Below are 14,809 nucleotides of genomic sequence, written 5' to 3' on the forward strand. Positions count from 1 at the left end.
CGCATAGCTTATATATTTTTTCTGCTCCGTGTATACAATGCTGTCATCCTTTGAATTGATCCAGCTCCAGGAGGCCTGCCCGCCTTTGATAAAAGAAAGGTCCTTAAGCCTGGAAGGGGATGCCAGGTCGGTTCCGAGGGTAGAGCTGGTAATTGTGGAAAGCGATCCGATGGCCAGCACCCGCCAGGGCGAGTACCAGTTACCGTTTACCTGGCTCAACAAACGGCCTCCCGGGAAAATTTCGCGTAAATCGGGTATACCTACCCGGTAGTTACTGCTGCCCGGATCATTTATCAAACGGCTAGCGCAATGTTGGCTGTCGACAGCTGCTTCTGAAATCAGCACCCAGCTGGCATTGGATCGGAATAAGGCCGGGTATACCCACCCCGCCCTGGAAAAGGCGCCCACCGGCTGATCGGGAAAATAAGTTTCTTCATAGGAAGGATTCGACTGCTCCCACCCGGTTTTGGCTTCACTCATCGGTTGCAGCCAGCTTCGGCTGGTATCCGGAAAATGATAACTGGTTAGTTCTTCCGCTACTTCCTCTTGGTTTCCGCCATCGGGCAGGTGATAACGGAATGCCAGTCCGTCATTGGATACCTGGAAAACCAGTTCCAGTTTTTTGCCACTGCGGTTTTTTAACCAGATTGATTTTTTGTTGGCCCGGTAGTGTACCACCGATTTTTTACCGGTTAGCATGGTATAGTCATCCCGGACGGGTTCTGTATCACCAATCTGCAGCAATGTTAACTGGCCGGAAAAGTCCTGCTTCTTTAATCGCAGCCCTAACCGGGATGGCAACAGGACGACTTTTTTCCCGGAAAATACCTGGTAATAAAGTTCACCGTTTTTTATACCGGCTTTTACCTGCAGGCGCTGGTCCGGGCTTGCTACTATCAATTCCTGCGCGTTTGCAGAAAAGCAACCCAGGTAGAATACTACTACAAACAATCGGGTAAAAAGCATAAATGGCGGAATTCATTAATAAATGTCAATGAAACAATTAAATGTCGGAAAAAAGCCGGTAACCACATAACCCCAGCATAATCAAAGTGGTTACCAGCAAACCGGCAAGTAGTATTCCGCTTGTTTGTCGTTTAATCCGTTTCAGATCAGGAGCCGCCGCCTGCTTTAACTGCAGGGCATGCATTGATTTGTTATAATGTATGGTAGCAATATGTACAAAAGTGGAAAACACCGCCAGCGAATAATAGGGAAAGAAAAAATAAGCAGATGGGCCAGCCTGTAAACCAGCACTGGCAAAGAAAAAATCAGAATCGATCAGCCATACAAACCTGGCCATTATTATTGCCCAGAGGTGGTAGACCAGGAATAGCGACAAATACAGTCCGCTTGCTACCTGTAATTTTACCATAGCCGGCTGGTTTTTCCACTTATGAAAAGCAAGGCCGATGCCGGTAATGATCTGCGTCAGCACGGTTACCAGCAGCAATCCTTCAATGGGAGGAAACCGGTAGAGTTTCCGGAACAAGTGCATAACCTGTATATGCATATTGGGTCCGAAGAGGGCAAATAAATGGTTCGATAAATGCAGCAGGATAAACACTGCTAACAGGGCGCCGGATATCTGGTGAACATACCGTACCCAGGGAAGTCGTCCTTCCATATAAACTTGGTCCACGCGTGGTGTTTTGAAGTTGGAAGAATCCGGTTATTGTTCTACCAGGCTAACGATAGATTTTGCGGGTAAACGCAGGCTGCTTCCAGTAATGCTGTTTTTTTGCAAATCGGCCGTGGCAGAAGTACAGTAATAGTTGTATTTGCCTGCTAAAACAATGGCTGCTCCCTGATCGTTTTTGACTTCAACGGCCAGTTCTTTTTCACTATTATTGATGAGTATAACCACCATCTTTTTGCTGCCCTGATGCATATAAGCGCTTACGGTAACCGGTTCATCGGTAGTTTTCAGCGATGCTTCGGTACGAATCATACCAGGACGAATAAACCGGCTGTAATTACCCATGGCCCAGAGCAGCTTACTGATGTAATAATTGCCGTCTGTTTTGTTTTTATCTACGTAAATCAACCCGTCTTTATAGTCGTACGGCGATACCGCCAGCCACCAATGCCAGGCAGTTGCATTCGCATATACCAGGTCGTTATGCATAAGGTTGGCTATATAAAGTGCGGTATTCATGCCGAGGTCTCTTTTCTCTCCTTTAAGTTCTCCTTCATTGTCGCCCAACACACAATATTCAGATTGCCATACATTGAAATCGGGTAGTTTTTTAACCTGTTCCGCCAATTGCGTTCTAAGTTGCAGGGCCCGCTGATTGGGCGAAGAAGACAGGTAACTATGATAGGCTATTCTTTTTTCAACCCTTTCCAGCGTTCCTACATACGATGCTGCCCCTTCGCTAAACAGCTGTTGGATCTGTGCACCTCTGCCTGGTTTATCCTCTTCCGCCAGCAGGTATTTGATTTCAAAAGCTTCCGGGAGAACAATTTTGGTTGCTAACTGCTCTCTGATCAGGGTTTCATTCAAGACCCGCGCAATTCCGTAGATTTCTTTGTTCAGGTAAGGACTTCCTTCCTGCCCGCCGTCGCTCCAGTTGTTCTGTGGTTCATTAACGGGACTGATATACCTGAACTCTACCCCTGTGTTAGCTTTTACCCCTTTAATGGTAGCCGCCAGGAAATCGGCATAGGCCTGATAAGATTCGGGGGCCAGGTTGGCCTCGCCGTCTTTAGCAAAAGCTTTTCCCGTTTTGGTAAGAGCAACCGGCGGACTATTGACGAAACCCAGAAAATAAGGAACCCCTCTTTCTTTGGCCGCCTGCAGAAACCAGGTTTGTCCGGCTTGCCGCGTGAAATCCAACTGACGGTTATTATCCATAAAAGAAGCTGCCCTGCGCCATTCATCGCCAATACCGCTGGCATCGCCCTGTTCAATACTGCCTCCGCCGATATTGAAGCGCCATAGGCTTAGGCCGATACCCCGCGGACTTCCGTTGCGCAGGGTATCGGTGCTAAACAATAAATCAGCAATGGCGTTTTTTTTCTCCTCCGGCCATTTGCCTACAAACTGGCAGGCCCAGGCATCGGATGCCCCGAAATGTTCTATTGTCTGGTATTGAATGGCAGGATTTAGCACCACTTCCACGGTGGAACTGGCGGGTGGCGTATCTGTTTGGCCCGATTGCGCGCAGGCTTGCAGGCCCAGGAGCAACAGCGCCCATCTTACACGTGCTGTCATTACTGATTTGTTTTATTGATTAATAGCCAGGGTTCTGTTGAATTTTTCCATTTAATGCCTGGATCTCCGCACGGGGTATTGGCAGCCAGTAATGTTTCTCTTCAAATTTGCGTCCTGTTAACGCAATTTTGCGGGCATACTCAATACTGCCGTCGGCTTGTTTTACGGCTTCCATACCATAGGCTGGTTCATTCTCGGTTTGCATAGCAATTTTCCAACGGCGTACGTCGTAAAAACGGTGTTCTTCAAAGGCCAGTTCTATGCGGCGCTCATTCCTGATCCGCTCCCGCATGGCTTCCTGTGATAAGCCTGCCGGTAATGCAGGCATACCAATACCGGTTCGCTGACGAACCTGGTTAACGGCGCTGTAAACAGTAGCATCCGGGCCAACGGCCTCGTTTTGTGCCTCGGCATAGTTCAGCAGTACTTCTGCATAACGCATATAGATCCAGGGTTGAAAGCCTGCCACTTCCCAGGGGTTATCAATCGGGTAAGCATCATTCAGGAATTTGAGCAACAGGTAACCGGTTTTAGATGTATTCCAGTTTTCATTGCCATCCTTACTATCACGGCCACCCGGAATAAAGGTCTCCACTTTTCTTCCCCGGTAATCCGCCCCATTGAAAAGAATGGATTGATAAAAGCGCTGGTCTCTGTTCACATAAGGGTTTTGCGGATCATAGCCGGAAGCAGGGTCATCAATTTTATGACCATCCATGGTTTCATAATCATCTACCAGGTTTTGTAAGGGTGTATTGCCCCCCCAGCCGCCATAACCATTGGGAGCCGACGCAATTTCCAGTGGAAAATGCGAAGCATTCCTGGTGTACAAACGCTTGGAAAATGATTTCATTGTTTTCCGGTGTCAGGAAAAGCTGGCGGTAGCCTCCGTTGTAAATACTGTATTTATTCAGGTCCATTACTGCTTTGGCAGCAGCGGCGGCATCGGCCCAGTTGCCGGCGGCATAGAGCGGACTGGCGGCATAAAGCGCCATCCTTGCTTTAAGTGCCAGTGCTGCACCCTTGGTGGCACGCCCGAGTTTCCAGTTGGTGCCGTTATTGTTAAGCGGAAGATCTGCTGCGGCCGCTGTTAATTCACTCTGTATATAACTGACCGTTTCCTGTATAGAGGAGCGGGTGTACACACCGGGATCATCAAAATTATCGCCCAGGTTATATACTTTATCGCCCAGTAATACGGCGCCGCCATAATTGGTAACCAGGTCAAAATACCGGTAGGCGCGGATAAAACGCAGTTCGGCTTTCAGCATGTTTTTATGCGGCTCACTCATCGTCACCTGGTCGATATTACCAAGTGCAAAATTACATTCCCTTATACTGCGGTAGCTTCTGCCCCATACGGTACCGGCAATGCCGAGGTTTTCAGGGGCCAGTAAGCCCCGTACTATGCTCCAGGTATTATCATCGTTGTTGTAAATGGCTTCATCGGTGAGTGATGTCCACATAGCCCAGGTAAATCCGCGGCCAAACCCGGGAATGTCTTCTTTTTCCTGCAATCTTGCCCCCAGGTACCGATTCTGCACAAAGGATTCAAATAAAGTGGAGTCGGCCAGTAAGGCAGATTCGGATAAGCGGTCGGTGGGGTTAATATCGAGAAAATCTTTCTTACAGGAACCGGCAAGTGTGGCCAGTATCCCGAATAGTGCGATTGATTTAAATGAACGAAATTTCATTTTTTGAAGTTTAATCTTTTCTGAATCGGGTATCGTTAGAAACTGATCTGTGCACCCAGGTTAATGATGCGCTGCTGCGGGTAAAACTGCCCGCTTTGTTGCGAGCCTTCCGGATCATAATCCTTCACTTTTGTAATGGTGAAAAGGTTGAAGGCATTTACATATAAACGGGCCGATTGAATTTTGGTGGCACTCATCCATTTGCCGCCCAGGTTATAACCCAGTTCAATATTTTTCATACGCAGGAAGGCAGCATTGTTCAACCAGAAACTGTTATTGTATAATCCTCCGTTTACAGAAGAAGAGGCACGGGTATCCACTCTTGGAAAACTGCCGTTGGTATTGGTGGGGCTCCACCGGTTATCGGCCCAGCTGCTGTAAAAATTGCCGATGGTTCCTGCCTCCGGTAAAACATACTGGCTTACCCTTGCCTGGCCGGCAAATACCATATTCAATTCAAAATTCTTATACCCTAGATTCAGAACAGCACCATACAGAATCTCCGGTATATTACCATAGTCCGTCCTGGTCTGGTCATCCGCATTAATAACCCCGTCTTTGTTAATATCGGCATAGATCAGGTCGCCGGGTTGCGCGCCGCTGAGGTGAGGTACTTTATTGATGTCTTCCTGCGTGCGGAAAATTCCAATGGCTTTATAAAGCAGGTAGGTATTTAACGGACGGCCGGTTTGTTGCTGGTAATCCAGTACACCGGGTGCTTCATCTATGAAAATGATTTCATTCTTAGCATAGGTGAAATTGGTAGAGATGCCGTACCGAAAATCGCCGCGTCTTTTTGCATAACCGATGGTGGCTTCAATACCTGAATTGTTTACCCGCCCGATGTTTTCTGAAGGTACCAGTGAAGCAGCGTTATGAGGGTTTACAATACCAGTAACAAAGGGAATGGAAGCATTCCGCGTAGCCAGGATATTGGAACGTTTTTGCTGGAAATAGATCAACTCAAAGTTCAGGCTGTTGAATAACATCCCATCAATACCGATATCCATTTTTTCTGCTTCTTCCCAGGTGATATTCGGATTGGCCAGCTTCGTTAGGTCAAGACCCGGTACAATGCTTCCTCCGGCCACATAGTTATTGGCAAAGGAATAGTTGTTGAAATACTGGAACTGTGCCACATTATCATTTCCGAGCACTCCATAGGACGCTCTTATTTTCAGGTCGTTCAGCACATTGCTTTGAGGAAACCAGGATTCTTTAGCTACTCGCCAGGCGGCAGAAACAGAGGGGAAGAAACCATACTGGCTGCCTTTGGGAAAAGTAGAGGAGCCATCTACGCGGGCCTGTACATCCAACAGGTATTTTTCGCGGAAATTATACGCGATTTTACCGATATAACTGCGACGTGTAAACGCAAAACTGCTACCTGAGTTGTCGCGGTCGGTGGCGGCTGTTCCGCCCTGTGAAAGTTCAGGTGTTTGTGTAGTAGGGAAATTTATCCTGGAGGCACCAAATACTTCCCGGGTAAGCTTGCTTTGCTCAACCGCCACAAATGTGCTGATGGAATGATCTCCGAAGCTGCGCTGGTAATTCAGTTTAATATGGGTGGTAAGTTGTGTTTGGTTGGTTTGGCTTTGGTTAAGCGTGGCTGCACCGGAAGCCCCGCCCACAACCCGCTGTGTATATTGATCACTACCCTTGTTGTAGGAATACAGGGTATAGGGTTTGCTGAAAGACTTATTAAAAGACCAGGATTTGTCCGTGGCCACAAATCCGTCTATGGAAAGTCCTTTTACGGATTCAAACGTATAGCTGCCTTTCAGTATACCATTGAAAACCTGCGTGGGGTTTTTGGTTAATCCACCAATGTCGGTGGCCATATAAACCGGGTTGTTTCCTTCTATGCCATAAGAGGGTAACCCGTTCGGGTATACGGCAGGTATGGTTGGATAAGCGCGGTAAATGGTGCGGAATATATCACCTGCGCCGGCCATTGGAAACTGGCGGTCTTCCTGGCGGCCCGACAAATACAGGCCAACCTTAAACTGTTTGGTAATAGCAGCATCAATATTGGAACGGAAGCTGTACTGTTTGTAATTGGTAGCACCGTTTTTGTAAATGCCATCCTGGTTCAGGTAACCGGCTGATACATAATACTGCAGGTTTTCGGTACCGCCTGATAAACCGATATTGGTTTGTGATTGCAGGGCAGATTTCTGCAGGGTGGTTTTTGCCCAGTCGGTGTTGGGATAGTTGAGCGGATCGCTGCCATTTCTGAACAGCTGAATTTCTTCTGCCGAATACCGTTGGTTCATACCGCCACCGGGGTTGTTGTAATAATCAATTTCATTATTGATTTGGGCGTAGGTGGCGGCATCGGCCATTTTGGGTAAACGGGTAGGTGAGGAGAAACCCTGGTTATAGGAAGCGGTAATAGAGGGCTTACCGGTTTTTCCTCTTTTGGTGGTAACGAGGATAGCGCCATTGGCAGCCCGGCTGCCGTATATAGCCGCAGAAGCATCTTTTAATACGGTAATGCTTTCAATGTCATTGGGGTTCAATCGTTCCAGTCCGCCGATTTGTCCGGGTACCCCATCCACCACAATCAGTACATCGTTGTTGCCGGTGGTAGCCAGTCCGCGGATTGTAAAGCTGGAACCATCATAACCGGGTTCTCCGCTGCGGTTATTGATCACTAAACCTGAAAAACGGCCGGCCAGGGAATTGGAGATATTGGGCTGTGGACTTTTTACGATATCGGCGCCTTTTACTACGGATACGGAGCCGGTAAGGTTTGATTTTTTCTGCGAGTTATAGCCGATCACCACTACTTCGCCTAGGTTTTGGTTATCAACCTCCAGGTTTACCGACAAATCAGACTGTCCATTGATGGCCAGTTCCTGTGTTTTATTGCCGATATGTGTAATGATCAACACCCCGTTGGCAGGGGCCTGTAGAGAGAACCGGCCGTCCTGGTCGGTCAGCACACTCAGTGCTGCCCCTTTGAGCTGAACGGTTGCCCCGGATACGGGCTGGCCGTTCGAAACGACCCGACCGGAAACCAGCTGTTGCGCCAGCACCGGTACCGAAATTAGAAAAAGGAACATACATCCAAAGAGTCGGAGGACCCGACCGGAAGAAAGCAATCTTTCCATAAAGCAAGCTGTTTTGAAGTGAATGAATACTATCGCCAATGGGCTTTAGTGATACAAGTTTAGCCTCAAAAACAGCCTGAAATGGGGGGTAAAACCCTATTTTACGGGGGGTAAATTGACAATTTTGGTGAATTCCCGGTTAAAACTGCCCCGGTATTTTTTTATGTAATCAGAAGGGTTCATGCCAAATAGTTTGGAGAACTGTTCCCTGAAATAACGGGAGTCGGCAAAACCTACCTGGAAACCTGCCTGGCTTACATTCAGGTTATCTGATAACATCAGCACGGCTGCTTTCCGTAACCGGATGGTTCGGATAAAGGAATTAAGCGACTGGCCGGAGATGGTTTTGATTTTCTGGTACAGGCCCGATTGGCTCATACCCATTTGTTGTGCAAATTGTTTTATTGTAAAAGATTCATTGTCAATATTTTCCTCAATTACTTCCATACAGCGGCGTAAAAAATGCTGGTATTCGGCAGGTACTTTTGCCGGGTTGGTTTGCAGGGTAACCTCATCCAGGAAATACTGGTGCAATAAAGACCTGCTGCGAAGCAGTGCTTCCATACGCGCCACCAGCACATCCAGCTCAAAGGGCTTGGTTATATAGTCGTCGGCGCCCCCTTCCATGCCCTGTACCTGCATATCTGTACCGGTTTCGCCGGTTAATAAAATCAGGGGAATATGGCTGGTATAGGAAGATGCTTTGAGTTGCCGGCAGAATTCCAGTCCGCTTATGCCCTCCATGTTAATGTCACAGATAATCAGGTCGGGCAGGCGTTCGGTGGCCAGCTTAAACCCGTCTTCACCATTAGAGGCGCTCAGAATCAGGTATTTTTTGCCCAGTGTATTTTTAAGATAAGTGCGGATTTCGATATTGTCATCTATGAGCAACACCTGTTTTCGTTCTGTAATTATTTTTTCAACCGGGTCGGCGATGGCGGGGTCTGTATCATGCAGTTCGTTCTCTGGCCTTGTTTCCGGCAGTTCCTGCATCCATTCTTTGTGCAAACCGGAATCTGAAGGGCTGTACAGTGCTTCCTTGTTTTGCAGGGTATGCAGCGGAAGCCGGATCAGGAAACGGCTGCCTTTGCCTGTTTCCGATTCGCAGCTGATACTACCGTTGTGCAGACTTATAAAGTGGTGTACCAGGAACAGGCCGATGCCAAAACCGGTTGTTTTTTGTTTGTTCCGCAGCCCTGCCTGCTGAAAGTTTTTAAAGATCTTTTCCTGCTCTTCGGGGGCAATGCCATGGCCGCTGTCTGCAATAAGTATCAGTAGCTCCTGCTGCTCCTGCCCAATTTCAAGGCGAATGGTTCCGCCGGCAGGGGTAAACTTGAAAGCGTTGGATAAGAGGTTAAAAAGCGCCATTTCTATTTTTTCCTTGTCAATGGCAATTTTCTGGGAAGGATCGTTCAGCCGGTCAATAAACTGGTAGGCAATGGACTTGAGTTTGGCTTCCTGTACAAAACATTGGTAGATATCTGAACAGAGGTCGTGGATGGGATAGTCTTTGGCAAACAATTCATCGCCCCCGCTATCGGCTTTCCTGAAATGCAGGAGCTGGTCTACCAGGCTCAGCAAGCGACGGGCATTCCGGTATACGACGTTCAGTTCCTGCTGCGCTTCCTGGTTGTTTTTTTGCTGTAGTAATTCTTTAACGGGGTTGATAATAAGGGTTAAGGGTGTTCTGAATTCATGCGAAACCTGGGTAAAAACGCTGAGTTTTTTCTCGTGCAGTTCTTTTTCCTTCTGGTTTTCCAGGGTAGCCAGTTTAACCTCGTAAATAAGGCGGGCCTGCCGGGCGGCGTATACGGAATAACCAATGATTAAACCAATGGCGGCAATAAGGTAAAACAGGTAAGCCCAGCCGGTTCGGTACCAGGGCGGAAGAATAATTATTGTAAGCAGGTCGGCCGGCGCTCCCCACTGCCCGTTTAAACCGGTGGCTTTTACTTTAAATGTATAACGGCCTTCCTGTAAACGCATATAGGTAGCCGTTCGTTGCTGTTTGGAAAAATTCCAGTCCTTATCCCAACCATCGAGCATATAGGCATACTGGATTTTATCCGGGAAAGAATAATCAAGCCCCAGGAAATCAAGGTGTATATTGGCCAGGTCAAAGGGCACGGTCAGTTCCTGCATAGCGGAATTCGACTGGCGGGTAAGATATGCGCGGCTTTCGTCCATAGATTTATTGCTGACGGAAAGGCCCGATAAAAAAAGTGGTGGAAAAGCAGTGCCAAACCGCACACTATCCGGGTGAAAAAGGTTGAGGCCTTTAATGCCGCCGATCACCATTTCGCCCGACTGCAGCCGGATACCCGCATTAAAGCTGAACTGGTTGCTCTGCAACCCGTCGGTATGGGTGAAATTTTGCGTAATACCGGTAACCGGATCAAATTTGCATAAGCCATTAAAGGTGGTCAGCCAAAGTACCTGGTGATCGTCTTCGAGGATGCGCAAAATGGAATTACTGGGCAACCCATCGTCGGTTGTAAAGCGTTTATAGGTGCCCGTTTTTTTATCAAACAACAATAAGCCGCCGCCCTGTGTACCCAGCCAGAAATTGCCGCGTTTATCCTGGTAAATACAACGTACGGTATTGCCCATGGCAAATCGCTGGTGTTTTTTTAAACGGCGGTCTATGCGGATGATCTCCGAATAATTCCCTCCCCATAATTGTCCATCGGGGTCTTCGTAGAGGCTTTGCAGGTTCGTGATAGCCGGATCAAAAAGTTCGAAACGGTCGGTACTGCTGTTAAAGGAATAGAGCGCCCCATCGTTGGTGGTGCTGGCCCAGATCTGCTGGTGGCGGTCTTCGAACACGATCCAGGCATGGGGTTCTGTCATGCGCGATACCGGGTTGTAACAGCTGTATTGCCGGATGGTGCGGGTGCCGTGGTGAATTCGGTTTATGCCACCAAACCAGGTCGATACCCAGGTGTCGCCATCGGAAGCCACCATAATATTGGTAATAAAATTGCTGCTGATGCCACCTGGCTGGTTTCTTTTATACGTATAATCGGTAAAACTGTGTTGCTTCCTGTTCCAGTAGCGCAGGCCCGCCCCATCTGTTCCGATCCAGATATTCTGGTCCGGATCTTCGCAAAGCGAAAGGATAAAGTTCTGAACCGGACTTTCTTTTTCCGCCTGTTTTCGCAGTATCAGCTGAAACGGGAAGATGCGGGAATCAATCATATTGATACCGCCCCGCAGGGTGCCGATCCATTTACGGTTTTGCAGGTCGGAATAAACGGCAAAAATTGAATTACTGTTGAGGGGTGATCTGCCATCGGCATCCAGGTAGGCCGCTGCTTTAAGCGCCCCGGGTTCTAAACTCCAGAGGCCGTTTCCATCGGTACCGATCCAGAGTATACCTTTTTTATCCAGGTTCAGGTGGGCTACATTGGTGCCGTTTGGAACGGCATTGGCCGTATAGCTGCGGCTGGCAGCCGTATATTTAAAGAGGCCTTCATGGTTGCCGAGCCATAGTTTTCCATCGCTGGCTATTTTTAATGATTTTGCCTGTAGTATCTGGTCACTCTGCAGGTGTAATAGTTTTCTGGCAGGGTCGTAGAGGTACAATCCTTTCTGTTGCACAAAAACCCATATTTTTTGCCGGGCACTGTCATATTCAATGGCAGAAACCATGTATTGGGTATTTCCATCGGGGGTTTCCAATGGAACAGAGGCGGCAGGGGCTAAATCCTCTGCATAATCGAGCAGGCCATACTGGCTACTTCCGGCCAGCATTCGTTGGCTGCCGATAGTGGCAAAACAGTGTACCCCAATTCGAAGTGGAGCCGGCTTGCTATTTGCCTGTGGTAGGTAATAAAGCGGAATAAACTGGCCATTAGCCGGCTGGTAAACGCAGGCGCCTTTTTCACTGCCGGTCCAGATCCTGTTCAGGGCATCGCCCTGTATGGCATAAATATTATTATTGGTAAGTGTAGTGCTGTCTCCAATACGGTTACGAAATACCTGGATGCTGTAGCCGTTGTAAAGGTTTAGCCCATCATAAGTGCCGAACCACAGGAACCCGTTTTTATCCTGGTAAATGGCTGTTACAGCATTGTTGGATAACCCCTGTTCAATACCAATATAGCTTATGGGCTGATCGGCGGCCATTGCCAGCCCGCCATATATAAGCAGGCAGAGGCAGCAAAAGAATTTCTGAAAAATACCTGGCAGTTTCATCGTAATTGGTAAGCAGTTGGTTCCTCTTCATTAAAAATAAGTAATCTACTGAATGAGATCCCCAGAATAGGTTGATAATTCGGTGTAACCACTATTTTTATACTTATTATTATCCGATACTTTACCAGATTTAACTTTTAAGCAATTATGGAGGAAAACATTCGGCGTAGTTTATTGCAGGTTGAAGAGCAATTCCAGGTAAAAATTTTATATGCCTGTGAAACTGGTAGCCGTGCCTGGGGTTTTCCTTCGCCCGATAGTGACTATGACGTCCGGTTTATTTATCAGCATCCCAAAAACTGGTATTTAGCCTTGCATGAACAAAAGGATACCATTGAGTTTATGGACGGAGATCTTGATATAACGGGATGGGATCTCAGAAAAAGTTTACAGCTTTTGAAGAAATCGAATGTGCCCTTGGTGGAACGATTTAATTCGCCCATCATTTACCTCGATAAAAATTTTTCAGCTGCTTTTAATGAACTGATTCAAACCTACTATTCTCCAACGGCTGTTTTTTTTCACCATTACTCGCTGGCCACAAAATTCTGGGAGGATTAAGAGAAGCCGATCGGTATAAGCTTAAGAGTTTTTTCTACCTGCTTAGGTCTTTGTTGTCCTGTATCTGGATAACAAAGGATAAAGCCGTGGTACCAATGGAAATTGAACCATTATTTTGTTATATCGAAACGGAAACAGCGGAGAAAATACGACAGCTGATCCGTCTTAAAGCAACAGTAGGTGAAAAATACCTTCACCAGAAAGATGAGTTACACGAATGGGCGAAAGACAAGCTGGCGTTGCTGGATAAGGCCAAGGAAGAATACTTAGGTGTATCGCAGGCAGGTATGCATTCTTTAAATGATTTTTTTATTCAAATGCTGGAAAGATCGTATGACACCGGAGCAGGTAAAAGCCAATGGATGGCTGCTGTTTGAAACCATTGCGGGCAGCAGGGCCTACGGGCTTGCATCAGATAAATCGGATACCGATATCCGCGGAGTGTTTATGCTTCCACTGGAGTACCTGCTGGGTATGGACTATATACCGCAGGTTTCTAATGAAACCAATGATATCGTTTATTATGAATTAAAACGATTCCTGGAGCTGCTAAACAGGAATAACCCAACCATGATGGAGTTGTTGGCAATGCCTGCTGATTGCATACTTTACCGACATGTTATCATGGATAAAATAAAGCCTGCGCAATTTCTTTCAAAACTCTGTGAAAAGAGTTTCGCCCAGTATGCATTTACGCAAATAAAAAAGCCTACGGGTTGGAGAAAAAAATCATCAATCCTATTGCAAAGGAGAAAAAATCTGTGCTGGATTTTTGTTATGTGTATGAAAGCAGGCAGGCGCTTCCATTAACCGAATATTTGCAGGCAATGGGGTTTAAACAGGAAGAACTGGGGTTAAGTGCAATTGCTCATTTCAGAGATACCTATCAACTGTATTGGTCTGCAGCCGGCAACTATTCCGGTATTGTACGAAAAGAAACAGCCAATGATATTTGCCTTAGTTCTATACCGCAGGGCAGCACTCCTATTGCCCTGCTTTATTTTAACAAAGACGGGTATTCTGCTTATTGTAAAAAGTATAAAGAATATTGGCATTGGGTAGCTGTGCGAAATGAGGAGCGCTATGCCAATACTATGCGACATGGAAAAAACTATGATGCAAAAAATATGATGCATGTATTCCGGCTCCTGCTGGTTGCAAAAGAAATTGCTACAGAAGGAAACCTGAATGTGCGGCGGGGCGATAGGGCTTTTCTGTTGGCTATAAAAGACGGACAATATGCCTATGATGAACTGTTGCAGATGGCCCAGGAACTGCACGCAGAGTTGCCTGCCTGTTATGAGAAGGCTGATTTGCCGGAAGCACCCCATCCCGATGCCACCGAACAATTATTGGTTGAAATGCGCAGCCACTACTATTCAACTGCAACAGGGGTGCAATCATTTATTTTTTTGAATAAGCACGATTCATAAATTTTGCAGGAATGCGGAAATGGTTGCTTTTATTCTTATCGGTGCTGGTGATGGCAGCTTCTCTTATACCCTGCTGTTCAGCAGATAGTTGTGGAGAGGACGCATCCATCAGCACCAGCACGCATCCGGAGGAAGATACTGATTCCGGAACCTGTTCTCCCTTTTTTACCTGTGGCTCCTGCGTGGGTTTTGTCCATCAGATCCGCCCGCTCTCTATTCAACCACTGCCACAAACTACACCTATTCATCAATCCTTCTTAACAGCGTTTAGCGCTGCAGAGTATGTTCATGGATTCTTTCAGCCTCCGCGGCTACAACCGGTTGTTTAATTCGGATAATCCTATTTATTAACGGAGATGAAGTATCATGAAATACCTTTTCACAGGCATTATATGGTGCTGCCTTGTGCTGACAGCTCATGCGCAGTATAGTTATAAAGCAATTATTAAAAACAGCGAATCGAAAGAAGTGCTGCCCGGCGCCAGCGTTTTGTTGAAACAGCAGCAGCTAACCCGGCTTGCCGGAGCGCAGGGCCTGGTGTACTTTGAACAGGTGCCTGCAGGCGCTCAACAATTTGTGGTGAGCCATATC

Annotated in this window: 13 protein-coding genes; 6 read left to right on the top strand and 7 right to left on the bottom strand. The window is 47.1% G+C overall.

Annotated elements, in window-relative coordinates; translation table 11 throughout:
* The 7 genes from A1D16_RS11900 to A1D16_RS11930 all read right to left on the bottom strand — a co-directional run.
* The coding region (locus A1D16_RS11900) for a glycoside hydrolase family 97 N-terminal domain-containing protein (RefSeq protein WP_290709724.1) at positions 1 to 966 on the bottom strand (966 nt) is incomplete at its 3' end.
* Between the two features lie 37 nt (positions 967 to 1,003).
* The gene (locus A1D16_RS11905; protein ID WP_290709726.1) at positions 1,004 to 1,642 is read right to left on the bottom strand and encodes a hypothetical protein; all 639 of its coding nucleotides are present in this window, start codon (positions 1,640 to 1,642) and stop codon (positions 1,004 to 1,006) included.
* A 30-nt stretch (positions 1,643 to 1,672) separates the two neighbouring features.
* Positions 1,673 to 3,217, bottom strand: coding sequence for a glycoside hydrolase (locus A1D16_RS11910; RefSeq protein ID WP_290709728.1), 1,545 nt, complete (start codon positions 3,215 to 3,217; stop codon positions 1,673 to 1,675).
* A gap of 19 nt (positions 3,218 to 3,236) precedes the next feature.
* The gene (locus tag A1D16_RS11915; RefSeq protein ID WP_290709746.1) at positions 3,237 to 4,049 is read right to left on the bottom strand and encodes a RagB/SusD family nutrient uptake outer membrane protein; all 813 of its coding nucleotides are present in this window, start codon (positions 4,047 to 4,049) and stop codon (positions 3,237 to 3,239) included.
* On the bottom strand, positions 3,946 to 4,911 hold the full coding sequence (locus A1D16_RS11920) for a RagB/SusD family nutrient uptake outer membrane protein (RefSeq protein ID WP_290709730.1): 966 nt from the start codon (positions 4,909 to 4,911) through the stop codon (positions 3,946 to 3,948). Before A1D16_RS11920 ends, A1D16_RS11915 begins: the two co-directional genes overlap by 104 nt.
* 35 nt (positions 4,912 to 4,946) lie before the next feature.
* Positions 4,947 to 8,027: a TonB-dependent receptor gene (locus A1D16_RS11925; RefSeq protein ID WP_290709732.1), complete on the bottom strand. Its 3,081-nt coding sequence runs from the start codon at positions 8,025 to 8,027 to the stop codon at positions 4,947 to 4,949.
* A 96-nt stretch (positions 8,028 to 8,123) separates the two neighbouring features.
* A complete protein-coding gene (locus A1D16_RS11930) occupies positions 8,124 to 12,224 on the bottom strand; it encodes a hybrid sensor histidine kinase/response regulator transcription factor (RefSeq protein WP_290709734.1) in 4,101 nt (1,366 codons plus the stop codon).
* A 147-nt stretch (positions 12,225 to 12,371) separates the two neighbouring features.
* Between A1D16_RS11930 and A1D16_RS11935 the strand changes: the two genes are divergently transcribed.
* The 6 genes from A1D16_RS11935 to A1D16_RS11960 form a co-directional block, all read left to right on the top strand.
* The gene (locus A1D16_RS11935) at positions 12,372 to 12,785 is read left to right on the top strand and encodes a nucleotidyltransferase domain-containing protein (protein WP_290709736.1); all 414 of its coding nucleotides are present in this window, start codon (positions 12,372 to 12,374) and stop codon (positions 12,783 to 12,785) included.
* Positions 12,773 to 13,162, top strand: a complete 390-nt coding sequence (locus A1D16_RS11940; protein WP_290709748.1) for a nucleotidyltransferase domain-containing protein — start codon at positions 12,773 to 12,775, stop codon at positions 13,160 to 13,162. The genes A1D16_RS11935 and A1D16_RS11940 overlap by 13 nt, the downstream gene beginning before the upstream one ends.
* Complete coding sequence (locus A1D16_RS11945) at positions 13,119 to 13,595, top strand: nucleotidyltransferase domain-containing protein (protein WP_290709738.1); 477 nt, start codon at positions 13,119 to 13,121, stop codon at positions 13,593 to 13,595. Before A1D16_RS11940 ends, A1D16_RS11945 begins: the two co-directional genes overlap by 44 nt.
* Positions 13,502 to 14,218 (top strand): nucleotidyltransferase domain-containing protein, encoded by a 717-nt coding sequence (locus A1D16_RS11950; RefSeq protein ID WP_290709740.1) that lies wholly within the window; start codon positions 13,502 to 13,504, stop codon positions 14,216 to 14,218. Before A1D16_RS11945 ends, A1D16_RS11950 begins: the two co-directional genes overlap by 94 nt.
* Before the next feature lie 11 nt (positions 14,219 to 14,229).
* The gene (locus tag A1D16_RS11955; RefSeq protein ID WP_290709742.1) at positions 14,230 to 14,547 is read left to right on the top strand and encodes a DUF6660 family protein; all 318 of its coding nucleotides are present in this window, start codon (positions 14,230 to 14,232) and stop codon (positions 14,545 to 14,547) included.
* Positions 14,548 to 14,584: 37 nt separating this feature from the next.
* Positions 14,585 to 14,809 (top strand): hypothetical protein (locus A1D16_RS11960; protein WP_290709744.1); only part of this gene is annotated, 225 nt, incomplete at its 3' end.

It is taken from the genome of Flavihumibacter sp. CACIAM 22H1 (genome assembly GCF_001601815.1).
Taxonomy (GTDB): domain Bacteria; phylum Bacteroidota; class Bacteroidia; order Chitinophagales; family Chitinophagaceae; genus Flavihumibacter.